At 53.1% G+C, this 16024-nt stretch carries 12 protein-coding genes; 4 read left to right on the forward strand and 8 right to left on the reverse strand.

Translation table 11 applies throughout. The features are described 5' to 3' along the window. The first annotated feature begins 164 nt into the window (after positions 1-164). Positions 165-3422, forward strand: a complete 3258-nt coding sequence (locus NNN64_RS17865) for a type I restriction endonuclease subunit R (RefSeq protein ID WP_271442243.1) — start codon at positions 165-167, stop codon at positions 3420-3422. Between the two features lie 205 nt (positions 3423-3627). After that, positions 3628-3975, forward strand: a complete 348-nt coding sequence (gene symE, locus NNN64_RS17870) for an endoribonuclease SymE (protein ID WP_271442244.1) — start codon at positions 3628-3630, stop codon at positions 3973-3975. Between the two features lie 43 nt (positions 3976-4018). Here the strand turns inward: symE and NNN64_RS17875 are convergent, their stop codons facing one another. The 5 genes from NNN64_RS17875 to NNN64_RS17895 form a co-directional block, all read right to left on the reverse strand. Beyond that, positions 4019-6118: a GmrSD restriction endonuclease domain-containing protein gene (locus NNN64_RS17875; protein ID WP_271442245.1), complete on the reverse strand. Its 2100-nt coding sequence runs from the start codon at positions 6116-6118 to the stop codon at positions 4019-4021. A gap of 93 nt (positions 6119-6211) precedes the next feature. Continuing rightward, positions 6212-7276 (reverse strand): DUF2955 domain-containing protein, encoded by a 1065-nt coding sequence (locus NNN64_RS17880; protein ID WP_271442246.1) that lies wholly within the window; start codon positions 7274-7276, stop codon positions 6212-6214. Then, positions 7266-8333, reverse strand: a complete 1068-nt coding sequence (locus NNN64_RS17885; RefSeq protein ID WP_271442247.1) for an HlyD family secretion protein — start codon at positions 8331-8333, stop codon at positions 7266-7268. The genes NNN64_RS17880 and NNN64_RS17885 overlap by 11 nt, the downstream gene beginning before the upstream one ends. A 6-nt stretch (positions 8334-8339) precedes the next feature. After that, a complete protein-coding gene (locus NNN64_RS17890; protein WP_271442248.1) occupies positions 8340-8804 on the reverse strand; it encodes a MarR family winged helix-turn-helix transcriptional regulator in 465 nt (154 codons plus the stop codon). Between the two features lie 149 nt (positions 8805-8953). Next, positions 8954-9118 carry a DUF1127 domain-containing protein gene (locus NNN64_RS17895; RefSeq protein WP_267448186.1) on the reverse strand — a complete coding sequence of 55 codons (165 nt, stop codon included), beginning with the start codon at positions 9116-9118 and terminating at the stop codon, positions 8954-8956. A 177-nt stretch (positions 9119-9295) separates the two neighbouring features. Between NNN64_RS17895 and NNN64_RS17900 the strand changes: the two genes are divergently transcribed. Then, the gene (locus tag NNN64_RS17900) at positions 9296-10708 is read left to right on the forward strand and encodes an aminotransferase-like domain-containing protein (RefSeq protein ID WP_271442249.1); all 1413 of its coding nucleotides are present in this window, start codon (positions 9296-9298) and stop codon (positions 10706-10708) included. A gap of 14 nt (positions 10709-10722) precedes the next feature. On the opposite strand, the gene NNN64_RS17905 is transcribed toward NNN64_RS17900, so the two are convergent. After that, a complete protein-coding gene (locus NNN64_RS17905) occupies positions 10723-11697 on the reverse strand; it encodes an Rpn family recombination-promoting nuclease/putative transposase (protein WP_271442250.1) in 975 nt (324 codons plus the stop codon). 499 nt (positions 11698-12196) lie between these two features. Here NNN64_RS17905 and mdtM point away from each other — a divergent pair, with 499 nt between their 5' ends. After that, entirely contained in the window at positions 12197-13438 is a 1242-nt protein-coding gene (gene mdtM / locus NNN64_RS17910) for a multidrug efflux MFS transporter MdtM (RefSeq protein ID WP_271442251.1), read from the forward strand. An 89-nt stretch (positions 13439-13527) separates the two neighbouring features. On the opposite strand, the gene metC is transcribed toward mdtM, so the two are convergent. Further along, the gene (metC, locus tag NNN64_RS17915) at positions 13528-14718 is read right to left on the reverse strand and encodes a cystathionine beta-lyase (protein WP_271442252.1); all 1191 of its coding nucleotides are present in this window, start codon (positions 14716-14718) and stop codon (positions 13528-13530) included. A gap of 31 nt (positions 14719-14749) precedes the next feature. Continuing rightward, on the reverse strand, positions 14750-15982 hold the full coding sequence (locus NNN64_RS17920; protein WP_271442253.1) for a dicarboxylate/amino acid:cation symporter: 1233 nt from the start codon (positions 15980-15982) through the stop codon (positions 14750-14752). Positions 15983-16024 lie beyond the last annotated feature (42 nt).

Consider the following 16024-nt stretch of genomic DNA (forward strand, 5'->3'; position numbering starts at 1 on the left):
TTAGATACTCTTTATGCAAATCTAGAAGATATTGCAGATACACAAATCGCCCTCCTCAAAGAACGCCGTACCGCCCTTATCTCCGCCGCCGTCACCGGCAAAATCGACGTCCGCCACTGGCGCGCTCCAGACGAGCAAACCACAGCCGAAGCGGAGGTTGCCCTATGACCCCCGACATCACCCGCGAAATCAACCTGCAAAACGACATCATCAACCAGATGGCCGCCAACGGCTGGATTGTCGGCAAAGGCGATGGCTACGATCGCGAACGTGCGCTCTACGTACAGGACACGCTGCAATTCGTGCAAACCACCCAGCCGCAAGAGTGGGAAAAGTTCGCGAAGGTTTACCCCAACGACACCGAACGTCATTTTCTCGATAACCTGGTCACTCAACTGCAAAAAGCCGACATCAACGCCACCGATATGCTGTCGCGCAGCTGGGGCACGCTCGGCGTACTGCGTCATGGTCTGAAGATCCGCAACGCCCGCTTTTTTCTCTGTCAGTTTAAGCCAGAACACACGCTCAACCCGGACACCCTCGCGTGCTATCGGCAGAATCTCTGTCGGATCGTGCCGGAGCTTGTTTACAGCCCATACGCCAGCGTAGCCGATGACAATGCGCTGAAAGCGAAACGCTGGCGTATCGATCTGGTGCTGTTTATCAACGGTCTGCCGGTCGCCACGCTGGAGCTGAAATCCGAGTTTAAGCAGGCGGTGCAGAACGCCATTACCCAGTATAAGAAAACCCGGCTGCCGAAAGACCCGGCCACCAACAAGCCCGAGCCGCTGCTGACCTTTAAGCGCGGGGCGCTGGTGCACTTCGCCGTCAGCCAGTTCGACGTCTATATGGCGACCAAACTCGCGGGCGACGACACCTTCTTCCTGCCGTTCAACAAAGGCACAAAAGTAGGCGGCGCGGGCAATGACATCCCGGAAGACGCGGGCCGCTATGCGACCGACTATCTGTGGAACGAAGTGCTGCAGCCGGATAACCTGCTGAAAATCCTCGCCAGCTTTGTACATCTACAAATCGAAGAGAAAGAGGACTGGAACGGGCAGAAGTACAAAAAAGAGAGTCTGATCTTCCCGCGCTATCACCAGTGGGATGTGGTCAACAAACTGCTACAAGCCGCGGCGCTCGAGGGAACCGGCAACAAATATCTGATCCAGCACAGCGCCGGTTCCGGCAAGTCGAACTCCATCGCCTGGACTGCGCACCAGCTTTCTCGCCTGTATGATGACAGCGGCGAGAAGCGGTTTCACTCGGTTATCGTGGTTACCGATCGCACGGTGCTCGACGATCAGTTGCAGGACACCATCTACCAGTTCGAACATGCCGACGGCGTGGTCGGGCGTATAAATAATAAAGAGGGCGATGGCTCCAAGTCGGAAAAGCTGGCCAGCGCGCTGGAACACTCGCAGCCGATTATTATCGTCACCATTCAGACCTTCCCGTTCGTACTGAAAGCGATTGAAAACAGCGTCAGCCTGAAGCAGCGTAAATACGCGGTGATTGCCGACGAAGCGCACTCGTCGCAAAGCGGATCCACGGCACGGCAGCTAAAAGAAGTGCTGATGAGTGAAGAGCGGGACGACGACACGGTACTGTCGTCAGAGGACAGCCTCAACGCCACCATTGCCGCGCGTCGCAACAGCGGCAATCTGAACTATTATGCGTTCACCGCCACACCGAAGGCCAAAACGCTGGAGCTTTTTGGTCGCCTCCCGCACCCAGGCGAACCGGCATCGGCCACCAACAAACCGGCGGCATTCCACGTATACACCATGCGTCAGGCCATTGAGGAAGGCTTTATTCTTGATGTGCTGAAAAACTACACCAGCTATAAAGTGGCGTATCAGCTGCTGCAAAAGCTGGAAGATAAAGACCGCGAAGTGGACAGCAATCGGGCCAAGGTCAGGCTAAACCAATGGGTCACGCTGCACGATTACAACGTCTCGCAGAAGGTGAAAGTGATCGTCGAGCACTTTCGCAAGCATGTGATGAACCTGCTCGGCGGGCAGGCAAAAGCGATGGTGGTCACCAGTTCACGCAAGGCAGCGGTACGTTACAAACTGGCATTTGATAAATACATCGCCGAAAACCGCTATGCAAAAATCAGCGCCATGGTGGCGTTTTCCGGCGAAGTCGAGTTTCAGGAGAGCGACCCTAACAGCGACGCATTACTGAACCAGAAGTTCACAGAAGCAAACATGAATCCGGGGCTGAAAGGCCGGGATATGCGCAAAGCGTTCGATAGCGATGATTATCAGGTGATGCTGGTTGCCAATAAATTCCAGACCGGTTTTGACCAGCCTAAGCTGTGCGCCATGTATGTCGATAAAGCGCTCGGCGGCGTTGAGTGCGTCCAGACGCTTTCTCGTCTGAATCGTACCTATCCGGGCAAAGCGGAGTCCGGCACTTTTGTGCTCGATTTTTATAACGAGCCGCAGGATATTCTGGATGCCTTCCAGCCCTATTATCAGACCGCCGAGCTGACCGACGTCAGCGATCCCCAGCAGGTATTTGATCTGTTTGAGAAACTGCGTGCCAGCCAGATTTTCCAGTGGAACGAGGTGGATCAGTTCTGTGACGCGTTTTTTACAAAGAATAAATCCAACGCCGCCATCAGTAATATCTGCCGCCCGGCCGTTGAGCGCTGGCAGAAGCGCTATGCCCTCGCTATCGACGCTTATCTGACCGCCAAAGAGATGTTTGAAAGAACCAAAAAAACCGGTGATGTAGTGCTGATCACCAATGCCGAAAACAGCTTTAAAGCCTGTAAGCAGGAAAAAGATCGGCTGGAGATTTTCAAGAAGGATCTCGGCAGCTTTGTGCGCTTCTACGAGTTTATGTCGCAGATCGTCGAGTACGATGACAAAGATCTGGAAAAGCTCAGCCTGTTCGCCCGCCATTTAAGACCTTTGCTGCACGAACAGCGACTGGAGGAAGATGAGATCGATCTCAGCAACGTGGAGATGAGCCACTATCGCTTATCGAAGATCCACGAACAGCATCTGAAATTACAGGAAGATGCTGCGGAATATACGCTTGATCCCAGTAACGATGTGGGTACGGCAAAACCAAAGGACAAGAAAGAGGAATTTCTGTCGCATATTTTATCGCGAATGAATGAGCTATTTATCACCGATCATCTGACGGATAAAGATATGCTCAGCAGCGCAATGACCGTGTTTAATAAAATCACTGAGAATGAAACCGTGATGAAACAAATAAAAAATAACAGCCCTGAGCAGGCAATATTAGGTGGTTTTTTCAAAGCAGTGGACGACGCGGTGATGGACAGCGACGAAGCGCGGCAAGAATTTATGCTGCAGTATTTATCAAACCCGCAGTGCGCTAAGGGCTTTGCCCGCCTGATGTTTGATATGGCGACGGGTCATTTCGCGTTGCCTGCTTAAGGTTTTGATTATTGCCGGATAGCTTATCCGGCGTGATTTATATTTCTCATCAATATTTCCAGCTACGTGTTTATTATTGTTTATTTTTAGCTGGCTTTATTTTTATTTACTGGTTATTTTTACAGGTGTTATTTTTCGCAAGACGCTCGTGCTGCAACACGAGCGTCTCGCTAATCACAATCACTATTCTCGGAGAATAGCCATCATGACTACCCCGCATTCTATTGCAGAATTCAACGATCCAGAAGTCTCCCCGGCAAATAATCGTCTGGGCACCGTTAGCTATGCGAGTCGCTACCCGGATTACACGCATGTTCCGGCAATTATTATGAAAGGCCAGTGGCTGGAAGCGGCCGGTTTCGCCACCGGCTGCAAATTCGATGTCAGAGTGATGCCCGGCTGCATTGTGCTAACGACAAAACTGCCGGAGCCGGAAGAACCCGCATTGCTACAGTCGCTGCGTCGGGTGTGCAAGCTGTCCGCACGTAAACAACAGCAGGTGCAGGAGTTTATCGACGTGATTTCAGCGAGGCCGCGCAAGCAGGAACGATAACGTTATCCCCGGCAGCCTCCATGCTGCCGGGTTGACATCGAGGCTATACAGCCGCGCTATCCATCTGTTTTTCAAACGCCTGGCGAATCAGCCCCATCACATACGGTAGCTGGGCAATATCGCTGAAACCGACCTCTACATCACCATTGCCCCAGCGACCAAGATCCGTTACGTCTTTCGCCATTCCTTTCGGGTCAACCAGCTCATGGAACGGCATATTCAGCGACAGGCGCAGTCGGCTTTTCTGCGGTACCACGTCGACAAAATTGGTCTCCGCCTTGAAGGCAATATACAGCTTCAGCACGTCCTGGGTGATGCTTGCATCCAGCTTTAAAATTTCCGGTGCCAGCTGGTCAAACAGCATCCGGCTATGCGAACCAACTTCCAGTTGATGGAAGTCCGTCAGGCTGTAGTTCATGGTTTTTTCTGGCTGCTGGCGATACTGGCTCAGCACCTCTTCACTCAGCGCAGGCGCGCACCAGACCTGAACGGCACGCTTCGCCAGACGCTCGGCCCGCGCATCCATCGCTGCTTCATCCCATTTCTCGCACAGCCCTAATCCGGCGTTTAAATGCAGCGGGCTTTCTTTAAAGCCACCCTCAATATCGCGTTTTTCCGCAAAGGCTTTATCGCTGTAACGCGAGTTATAGCCGGTTAACGTCAGGTTCCCCAGCGTATGTAGCCGCTCTTTATGTATTCGCTCCCAGTCGCTGCCCAATTCTTCACGCCATTTTGCCGACAGATTTTCATTCTGCGGCATAATGTGTTCAATCGTATATTCATCCACCGCTACGCGCTCTTTACGCTGATAATTTTCCAGGCGACGTAGCCAGTAACTGCGGCTGCGGAAGTTATACAGATCACGCTCTTTTAATTTATGGCTGAATTCATCATCATCCGGAAAACGCCGATAGCTCGGCAGGTCCAGTAAATGCGCCTGAATACTTTCCAGATAGTTTTCTTTATCCAGTACTCGATAAAACGTGGCGAAGGTTTTATTTAGCGAATTCGTGGGGATGGCGCACACCGCGCGGCGGAAAACATACGACTCAATCAGTCTTATTGCACTCAGGAAATCGTCGGGCAATAAATCACCCTCACGGTAATCGTGATACAGCACCAGCAGGAACGGATAGGCAACATCAACTTTTAATTCCCGCAAATCCTGAAATGCAGTCGCGAGTAGTTTATCGTTTTCTTTACCCAACGCCATTGCACAAAAATATTCCGCATAGCGTTGAATATCCGCCACCAGCGCATCGACACCCACTTCGGCGATAGCCTGGCTACGCGCATGCAGCTTAAAGGCGTCATAAACTTCATCAGTACGGGGAATATCCCCTGTTTTGACCGTCAGATAATGGCGCATAAAGCTATCGGAATATTCACTGTAGCCTTTCTGCCCGAAGGCAATTTCCATCGGCCGCCAGTGATCATCATACAGCCGCGTCTGATGCTCCGGCTCCAGCCCCATCAGAATAAAGTTACGCACTAAATCGGCCTGGCTGAGCGCTTTCCCTGTGGAGTTCATGCTTTCAAAGATCAGCTGCGGATTGTCCTGCCCGCGATTGAGCGCCACGTCGACAATCAATAGCTTCGATAGCCCACGACACAGTGAAATCAGGTCATCGCCTAATTTACTGATTTGCTCATCGAAGAATTCAAAATTGGCCGCGATACGCTGCGAACCGTTTTCAGGCAGCGGTTTTTGCTTAATCAGCGCCAGCAGGCTGTCTTTATCGGTCTCCGTCAGCAGCAGCTTATAGCCTCTCTCCCCGGATTCATAAGGGTTGAGCAAATAGTAATTGCGTAATTTCATGGCGGAGAAGCCGTCAATTAATTCTTCATCACCAAGGTGACGGGATAGCGCTTCAAGCAGCAGCATTGCAGTGGTCAAACGCTGCTGACCATCAATAACCAGCAACGGAGAAATCCCCGAAACCTGATACAGCCCCTGCTCAATATAAACAACGGAGCCAATAAAATGGGCCGAAATATCATCACGCTGCCCGGCACGAATAATATCGTCCCAAAGCTGGCGACATTGCTGTTCAGACCATGAATAGGTGCGTTGATAGATCGGGATAACAAATTGCTGTGAGCGTTTGAGAAAATCAAGTAAGCGGGCTTCTGTGGCTTTCATCCTGGTATTGATCCTTCCTTGAAGCAAAAGTGCGTCAATAATAACCCCTTAATTTATCCAGGGATGAGCAATTTCTGCCTATCTTGCCCCCACTCACTCGGTAATCACAAACCGCGTCGCGGCAAAGCAGTTGAGCACCCGATGCACCAGAAACACCATGGTGAGCGTTGCCACCAGCGCGACGGTGACGGAGGTGATGCGGTACAGATCGCTGAATACCAGGTCCTGATCCGGGTGCAGGTTCTGGCCAAACATAATGCCGATGGTGGTGATACTGGCAAAACCCACGCCCGCGCCGACTTTTTCCATCACGTGCAGGCGGGCGCTGAACGCCAGCCCGAGGCCAATCAGCGGCATCATCAGCAGCATATGGTTACTGAAATCATAGATAAGCAGCTGCACCAGCAGAATATACAGGCAGGCCAGCACCACGCCGACCACGCGCCAAATCGAGCTAATCACCGCGCCTCGATAGTGCATCGGGAACAGGATCAAAATCCCCGCCATCAGCGCCGACAGCGAATCACTCAAATCACAGATCTGGAAGACCACAAAAATCATCGTCGCCACCGTGCCGGAAAGCAGCGACTCATGGCGCACCCGGGCGGCATTTTTCTCAATGCGCGGCGGCGGCTGGCGCGGCTCCACGTCCGGGATCAGATAATGCAGCAGCGCGCTCAGCGCCACCGCCATGACGCAGGCTTCCATATTGGAGAACATCAGCGTATGCCAGTTAGTGGCGGGATAGCTCATAAAGTTGAGCATCGTGCTCTGGCACACCACACCCATCGAACCGAGCAGAAACAGCGGCCCTTTACTCATAAAACGAAAACGCATCACATACAGGCCAAACACCACCAGCGTCATGATCAGCGGCCACTGCGACAGATAACCGACAATCAGCACCATTTCAACGCAGTTCACCGCCGCGCTGAACACGAACTGGGTTGCCACATGGCGGTTAAATACCGGCACCAGCGACAGCAGCATCAGCGGATAAACCACAAAGAACACGCCGTACTGCACGTTGTAAAAGGTCGAAATACTCAGTGCGATTGTCCCGGCGACGGAAATACGCAGGGTCTGGCGAAAATCATTGGCGGTGTAGACAATGTTCCCGTGCGGGGTAAAAACATGGGCCAGGGTGTTAATAGACATAGTGCAGCCAGCTAACGAGATGGATCTGCACCCCGGCAAAGGTGCGTGCGAACATTCCTTCGCTGTTATACAGCTGTACCGTGGCGCGTGCCCCGGTCGGTAGCGGCGTGTCGAGCGGTTCGTTCAGCGCCACATGAATGCGCATACGCTGGGCATCGCGCACCCAGCGGGTTGACTGTTCCGGTTGCGACAGCTGGCCATTAACCTGCTCCTGACCCGCCAGAATACCGGCATCGCTGCTGGTAACGCGGGCAGAGAAGACCTTGCCCGGCATGGCATCGAACACCACGGCGGCATCGGTATTTACCCGAGTGTGGCGCAGGCTTTTCTCGCGAAAGTCAGCCACAATATCCGTCTGGTGGCTGACCAGCGCCAGCAGCGGCGTAGCTGCAGTGGCATACAGTCCGGGGTTGAGCTGGAGGTTGCTCACCGTGCCATCGGTTTCTGCATGCACCTTCGTCCAGCCGAGATTCAGCTGCGCCTCGTCCAGCGCATTGCGATATTTTTGCAGCGTGACGTTGCGGCCATCATCGCGCTCACCGCGCTGGATCAGCAGGTTCTGAATACTGGCACTCAGCGCGGCGACCGACTGTTCACTGGTCTGCCAGGTGGTACGCACCTTATCGAGATCGGACTGCGAGACGTTCTGCATCGTACTCAGCCGCTGGTAGCGGTCGAAGGTGGTCTTATCGTTGCGGGCAGTGAATTGTGCGGTACGCAGATTGGCGCGGGCAGAGGCAATCTGCGCGTCCAGTTGCTGATTGCTCAGCTTCGCCTGCTCAAGGGCGATTTGCGCGGCTTCGACCTTATTGATAAACGGTGTCGGATCCAGCTCGTACAGCAAGTCACCCTTCTTCACCTGGCTATTGTTATGCACATAAACCTGCGAGACGTAGCCGGAAACACGCGAGGAAACAGGCGTTACCACGCGCATCACCGTGGAGTCCGGCGTCAGCGGGATCCAGATATCGGCAACGATAAACCAGGCGAATATTACCAGGAAAGCGGCAATACTCACCCTTACCCAACGGGCAAATTTTTGTTCTGGGGTCATCATAGTTTTTTAGTTCTTGTTATCTTCTTCGCGGATTGTCCGCAAATTGCAGGCGATTTGATTGAGCGTAGCGCTGAAGGAAGCGAGTTCCGCTTCAGGAATGGTGCAGGTGACGCGATGTTGGTATGTCTCAATCACCCGGTTAAGTTCTTCAAGCCTTAAGCGGCCTTGCGCGGTCAGCGTTAGCAGGCGGATGCGTTTGTCATAAGGCGATGTGGAACGCAGCAGATAGCCCTGCTTTTCCAGCTGCGAGAGGGTGCGCATCAGCGGCGGCAGTTCAATGCCCTGCATTTGTGCCAGTTCACTGACCGAGACGTTGTCTCCCAGTTGATACAGTTGCATCAGTACCGTCCAGCTGGACTGCGTCAGGCCTGTATCGGTGATGGCAGCATCAATAATGGCCCGCCACTGGCGTACCACCATTGCCATGCGCATCCCCATTGGGCGGCGGGCAAACAGTTCATCTTCAGTCATGTTTCTTTCCCCTCATCGCGGAGAAGAAAATAATACTTATCAGGGTAAGTATCAAGAAACGGACTAACCAGAAGCATGAATTGATAAACGTGGTGAATATAAAAGTAGCCGGGCTACGGTAGCCCCGGCCTTTGTTAGTGGAAGAAAAATCACTCCACCTGATCGCGTCGCAGCCCGACGTCCCGCAGCCGTTCATCGCTCATATGATGCAATACACGTCGCGTTTGCGCCCGTAGTCGCCACCGTTTTATTGCCTGCCAGATCTGCACCAATCCAATAAACGGCTGCTTTGCTTTATTCTCGTGAAATTCCATACCTTACCTCCCCGTCTTGCCAGAGGCTTTATCTTCCCGGATTTGGCCAGGGACAATACAGACTCACAAAGTACTTTTCTTTAACATACAGATTGGTTAAAAAGGATTCTGCATCGCATTAATTACGCCAATCTGTACTGGTTTTTTAATCTGTATGGTACCCATGAAGGATACAGCATGACCCGTTACCAACATCTGGCCAACCTGCTGGCCGAACGTATTGAGCAAGGGCTGTACCGTCATGGCGAAAAGCTGCCCTCGGTGCGCAGTCTGAGTCAGGAGCATGGTGTCAGCATCAGCACTGTACAGCAGGCTTATCAGACGTTGGAACAGCGCCAGTTGATCACCCCGCAGCCGCGCTCTGGCTACTTTGTCGCCCCACAAAAAGCACAGCCCCCCGTACCGCCAATGTCACGGCCGGTGCAGCGTCCGGTCGAAATAACCCAGTGGGATCAGGTGCTGGATATGCTGAAAGGCAACGCGGACAAATCCATCACGCCTTTTAGCAGTGGCGTGCCCGATATTAATCAACCCAGCCTGAAACCACTGTGGCGCGAGCTAAGCCGCGTGGCGCAGCACAATCTGAAAGCGATTTTGGGCTACGATGAAATCTCCGGCTGTCGTGAACTGCGCAGTCAGATTGCGCGCCTGATGCTGGACAGCGGTTCAGTCGTCAATGCGGATGATATTGTCATCACCAGCGGCAGCCAGAGCGGCCTGTCGCTGGCGCTGCTGACGGTCTGCCAGCCTGGAGACATTGTTGCCGTTGAATCTCCGGCCTATTACGGCACAATGCAGCTGCTGCGCGGTTTGGGGATCAAAGTCATTGAGATCCCGACCGATCCAGATACCGGGATCAGCATTGAAGCGCTGGAACTGGCGCTGGATCAGTGGCCAATCAAAGGAGTGCTACTGGTTCCCAACTGCAATAACCCGCTCGGATTTATTATGCCGGATGCGCGTAAGCGAGCGGTGCTCGCCCTCGCCCAACGCCACGATATTGTGATTTTTGAAGATGATGTGTATGGCGAGCTGGCAACGGAGTACCCGCGCCCACGCACCATTCACTCCTGGGACAGCGACGGTCGGGTTCTGTTGTGCAGTTCGTTTACCAAATCCGTAGCACCAGGTCTGCGCGTCGGTTGGGTCATCCCCGGTCGCTATTACGACAAGCTGCTGCACATGAAATACGCTGTCATTGGCACCAACGTTCCTGCCACGCAACTGGCGGCAGCCACCTTTGTGCGCGAAGGTCATTACCATCGTCATATCCGACGCATGCGCCAGATTTATCAGCGCAATATGGAGATCTACACCTGCTGGGTGCGGGAGTACTTCCCCTGCGGCATCTGCGTCACCCGACCAAAAGGCGGCTTTATGCTGTGGGTGGAATTGCCACAGCAGGTCGATATGGTCTGTGTTGCCAAACAGCTGTGTCGCCTGAAAATCCAGGTCGCACCGGGTTCGCTGTTCTCCGCATCCGGAAAGTATCGCAACTGCGTGCGTATCAACTGTGCGTTACCGCCAAACGAGAAGCATCAGGAAGTGATGCAAAAGCTCGGCGAGGCGGTAAAGGTGGCGATAGAGTAAATCGGTACACCCGGCTACGCTTTTATCCAGTGGCTTAACCCCTGGATATCTTCAGCGGAAAGCCGGGTAATTTTTTGTACCGTGCTGATATCGATGCCATCTGCCAGCATGGTGCGGGCAATACGTAGCGCCTCATCACGTCGCCCCTCTATTAACCCTTCCTGTTTACCTTCTTGTTTACCTTCGTGCTTTCCTTCCTGCTGACCTTTGAGCCATCCTTTTTGAAAACCTGCCTCATGCAATCTGTCCGCGATCGTCATCAAATGCTCCTTATGCTGCGGTGAACGTTCGGCAATTGCACTGATAAACGTATTGAAGCGAGGTGCATCGCCGGTTCGCAAAATATAATTAAACAGCGTCTTTAGCTGACTGTCATTAGTCGAGCCGTTAACTAACAGGGAAACAAGTTGCTCGACCAGCCCCATAAGATCGCGCTGACGGATATGTTTTTGGATCAACTCCAGCAGCGCCATGCGTCGATGCTGCACAATTTCGTCATCTGGAATAACGGTAATATCCACCAGCGGAAACGCCGCAGCATACAGCTGACGAGCCAGTTTCGGGTTGGCAAACTCGTCCAGCCAGCATAGAGAATAAGGGTACGGGCTTTTAGCGCCGTGATAAAACAGCATCGGCACCACCAGCGGCAGTTGCTGATGCCCGGCATCTAAATGTTTCTGCATGGCCGCTACCGCGTAGCGCATCAGTCTGAATGCCATATGCGCATCCGGGGTGCTTTGGTGTTCAATTACCACATAAATATATCCATCCCCTTCCGTCGTTTTCACCGACCACAGCACATCGGAGTAATACGCACGTAAATCCTCTTCAATAAAACTATCTGACTCGAGTTTCAGCGTCTGAAAATCGCAAAGTTCGCGCAGCGAAGCGGGAAGATGTATTTGTAGAAAATCCCGAGCTGTCTCTGGGTGGCGCAAAAACGTTTTAAAAACCGCATCATGCGGTGTGGAAGTCGGTGCTGTATTCATGGCGGTCCGTCACCTGGAAATAAGATGCCATGACTTTAGCGTCAGAAAACTGCTCCCTCACCTGCGACTTTCTCTCTTTGCGAGACGTTATCAGAGATAAAAACGTTCCTTTGTAACGTCTGCATTTGTCTGGAATACCTCACGCAGAATCGCTATCTCAATGCACATTCCCGCGTTAAACCCCTTTAATTCCTACGCATTAACCCGATAAACTCGTTTAATTATCATCCAATCCGCATTACACTGCGGGAGGTTATTTTCCGTTCAACGTTCTCTTCCCGAGGTGTAATGTGCTGATTGTCACTTGTAATCGTTACGTTTTCTGACCTGAGTCAGAGAGGCGTATTTCCTGTTTGCGTTTCACGCAGGCAGCGTTTTTGATTACATGAAATTCAGTACATCTGCAGTCTGTTTTTTCTGTCACCAGCCTGACGTCTCTAAGACGGTATTGAATTTCGCTATTCCCGTTGAGGGTTTTCTCCCGACAAGGAGCTGTTTTATGCAACGGATTCTCGCGTTTTTCGCTCAACGCGCCACAACGCTATTTTTCCCTATCGCGCTGATTTTGTATGACTTCGCGGCCTATCTGTCGACGGACCTGATCCAGCCCGGCATCATCAATGTAGTGCGAGATTTCAACGCCGATGTCAGCCTGGCTCCTGCTGCAGTCAGTCTGTATCTGGCGGGTGGGATGGCGCTGCAGTGGCTGTTGGGGCCGCTTTCCGACAGGATTGGCCGCCGACCGGTACTGATTGCAGGGGCGTTAATCTTTACGCTGGCCTGCACGGCGACACTCTTCACTACCTCGATGACACAATTTCTGATCGCGCGTTTCGTGCAGGGCACCAGCATCTGCTTTATCGCCACTGTCGGTTATGTCACGGTACAAGAGGCATTTGGGCAAACAAAGGCCATTAAGCTGATGGCCGTTATCACATCCATTGTACTGGTTGCCCCGGTTATCGGCCCGCTTTCCGGGGCGGCGCTGATGCATTTTGTACACTGGAAGATCCTGTTTGCCATTATCGCCGTCATGGGGCTTATCGCCCTGGTGGGGTTAGCCCTGGCGATGCCGGAGACTGTCCAGCGCGGTGCTGTGCCGTTCAGCGCGTGCAGCGTACTGCGTGATTTCCGCGACGTTTTCCGCAACCGGGTGTTCCTGTTTGGCGCAGCCACGCTGTCGTTAAGCTATATCCCGATGATGAGCTGGGTGGCGGTCTCGCCGGTGATCCTGATTGACGCGGGCGGTATGACCACATCGCAGTTTGCCTGGGCACAGGCGCCGGTATTTGGCGCCGTGATCGTGGCCAACATGGTCGTCGTACGGTTTGTGAAAGATCCGACCCGACCGCGCTTTATCTGGCGGGCGGCACCTGTTCAACTGAGCGGGCTGGCAGTGCTGATTGTCGGTAACTTACTGTGGCCGCACGTCTGGCTGTGGTCGGTGCTGGGAACCAGCCTGTATGCGTTTGGTATTGGGATGATCTTCCCAACGCTGTTTCGTTTTACGCTGTTTTCCAATAACTTGCCGAAAGGTACGGTCTCCGCATCACTGAACATGGTGATCCTGACGGTGATGGCCGTTTCTGTCGAAGTCGGGCGCTGGCTGTGGTTTAACGGTGGCAGACTGTCGTTTCATCTGTTGGCGGTGGCCGCCGGGATCATTGTGGTATTTACGCTGGCGGGTTTATTAAAACGGGTACGCCAGCATGAAGCAGCTACGTTAGCCACTGAAAACTAGCCTGTCAGATGCTTATCCGGCCTGTCACAATGACATAGTAGTAGGCCGGATAAGGCGCCTGCGCCGCATCCGGCTAAGATCACACCATCTTAAGCAATGCGGGCAAATCCTGCGTCCAGATCGGCAATCAGGTCATCAACATCTTCCAGGCCAATATGTACCCTGACCAGCGTTCCGCTGAAATTCACATCCCCGGCCGGGCGGATGCTGTTCAGTTCTTCCGGCTGGTTAGCGAGGATGAGTGACTCAAATCCGCCCCACGAATAGGCCATATGGAACAGCGAAAAGTTATCGAGGAAATTCGCCATCTGTTCGTCGGTCAGCCTCTTTTTCAGCACAAATGAGAACAGTCCCGAGCTTCCCGCAAAGTCGCGCTGGAAATACTCATGCCCCGGACATTCCGGTAATGCCGGATGGTTCACACGTGCCACCTCCGGTCTTGCCGACAGCCAGCGAGCAATATGGATGCTGCTCTCCTGATGCTGCTTAAGACGTACCGCCAGGGTACGCAGTCCGCGGCTACCGTTGTAGGCCGTATCGGCATCCAGCGTTTGCCCCATCAGGTAAGAATTTTCACGCAGACGATCCCAACAGCGGGCGTTCGACACCGCCGTGCCCAGCATGCCGTCCGAGTGACCGATGGTGTACTTCGTCCCTGCCTGAATGGAAATATCCACGCCATAATCCAGCGCTTTGAACAGCACGCCCGCCGCCCAGGTGTTGTCGATCATAATGACAATCTCCGGATTCACCGCGCGTATAGCCTTCACCATTCCCGGCACGTCCTGAACTTCCATCGTGATTGAACTCGGGGACTCGAGGAACACCACCTTTGTTTCCGGACGCAGAAGATCGACGATACCCGCGCCAATCAGCGGATCGTAATACGTGGTTTCCACGTTGAATTTACTCAGGATCTTATTGCAGAAATCCTGGGTTGGCTCGTAGGCAGCACCTGTCATCAGAATATGATCGCCACTTTGGACAAACGCCAGAATCGCATTAGTGACCGCCGCAGCGCCGCACGGGTACAGCGCGCAGCCTACGCCGCCTTCCAGCTCACTCATTGCTTTCTGGAAAGCAAAGTGGGTGTAGGTTCCGCGACGACCGTAAAACAGTTCGCCGTTCGCACGGTTCGCGGTGGCAAATTTTTTGTCCTTCACAGTATCAAACACCAGCGAAGAGGCACGTTGGATCACCGGATTCACCGCGCCCTGGGTGTAGCGTTTATCGCGTCCAGCCACGACCAGATGTGTTTCAAGCTTCATTGCGTCTTTCATAACTTCTCCTGTTCTTAATCCGTGTGAAAACCTATACCACCGCAGCAGTAGAGTTGATTTCAGTATTGGTCTGCTTTTTTCCAGCGAACCGTTCAACAATCTGCGCCGCATTCAAATCATGGATAACGTTAATCAGTGTGGCCGGCGCATCGGTAATGGTGCCCAGTACCACCAACATCGGGATCGCTTCCATTGGCAGGCCCAGCGTGGTGACGATAAAAATTTCACCGAGGAATGCCCCGCCCGGCACACCGCCGACGATAATGGCGGAGAGCACCGCAATCAGCATGGTCAGGAAGAAGGTCTCAGTAGTGAACTCCATGCCCAGCACGGAATAGATAAAGACAATTTTCAGTGCGGCAATCATCGCTACGCCGCCTTTATTCAGGTTAACCAGCAGCGGAATAGAGACATCAACGATTTCCGGGTTGATCCCCATCGCCTTACCGGCACGCAGCGTCACCGGCAGCGTTCCCAGCGAAGAACAGGTCCCCAGCGCGGTAGCCGAGGGTTCAATCGCATTGCGCCAGAAGGCTTTAACCGCCGGGATGCCCCCCCCTATATATGAATAGAGAATAGAGCCAAAAACGAAGTAGACCAGCGTGGCGACCATAAACAGGCCAATGGCGCGGGCAAAGGTTAACAGCAGCGCAGAGTCCTGGCTGGCCATGGTGGCAGCGAAATAGCAGCCCAGACCCACCGGTGCGACCTTCATAATGATCGAGACGATCTTCATGATCACGGTATTTGCATCTTCCAGCAGCGACGCAATACGTTTACCCGCCTGATCCGATTGACCAATCGCGACCCCGGCAATGATCGCCATTACGATCAGCGCCAGAATATTGGACTTAGAAAACAGCCCGATAAAGTCGCTGGTGGTAATCATGCTGACAAAATCCATCTTGCCGCTGCCCGCCTGCACGGACTGCGAGAGATCGATGGTGACGCCCTGCGCCGGGTTATACCATAGCGCCAGCGCTACGATCCCGGCCGCCGGAATAAAGGCCATCGCGATCGAAACAATAAAGATGATCGCCATAATACGTCCCAACCTTTTCAGGTCGGTCATACTGGCGATAGACGACATGACGCTGATCCCCACCAGCGGCACAATAATCATAAATAACAGGTTCAGGAATATCTGACCTATCGGCTGGAGTTTGCTGGCAAACGTCGGGGCATAAATACCTAATAAGCCGCCAATCACCAGAGCAACTAATAAAATAATCGACGATCTGTAGGGTTCGAGTCGTGACCACATAATCGGTACCTTTAGAATAATAATTAATGAGATTAAATTCAC

The organism is Citrobacter sp. Igbk 14, assembly GCF_028069825.1.
In the GTDB taxonomy this organism is placed as follows: Bacteria; Pseudomonadota; Gammaproteobacteria; order Enterobacterales; family Enterobacteriaceae; genus Citrobacter.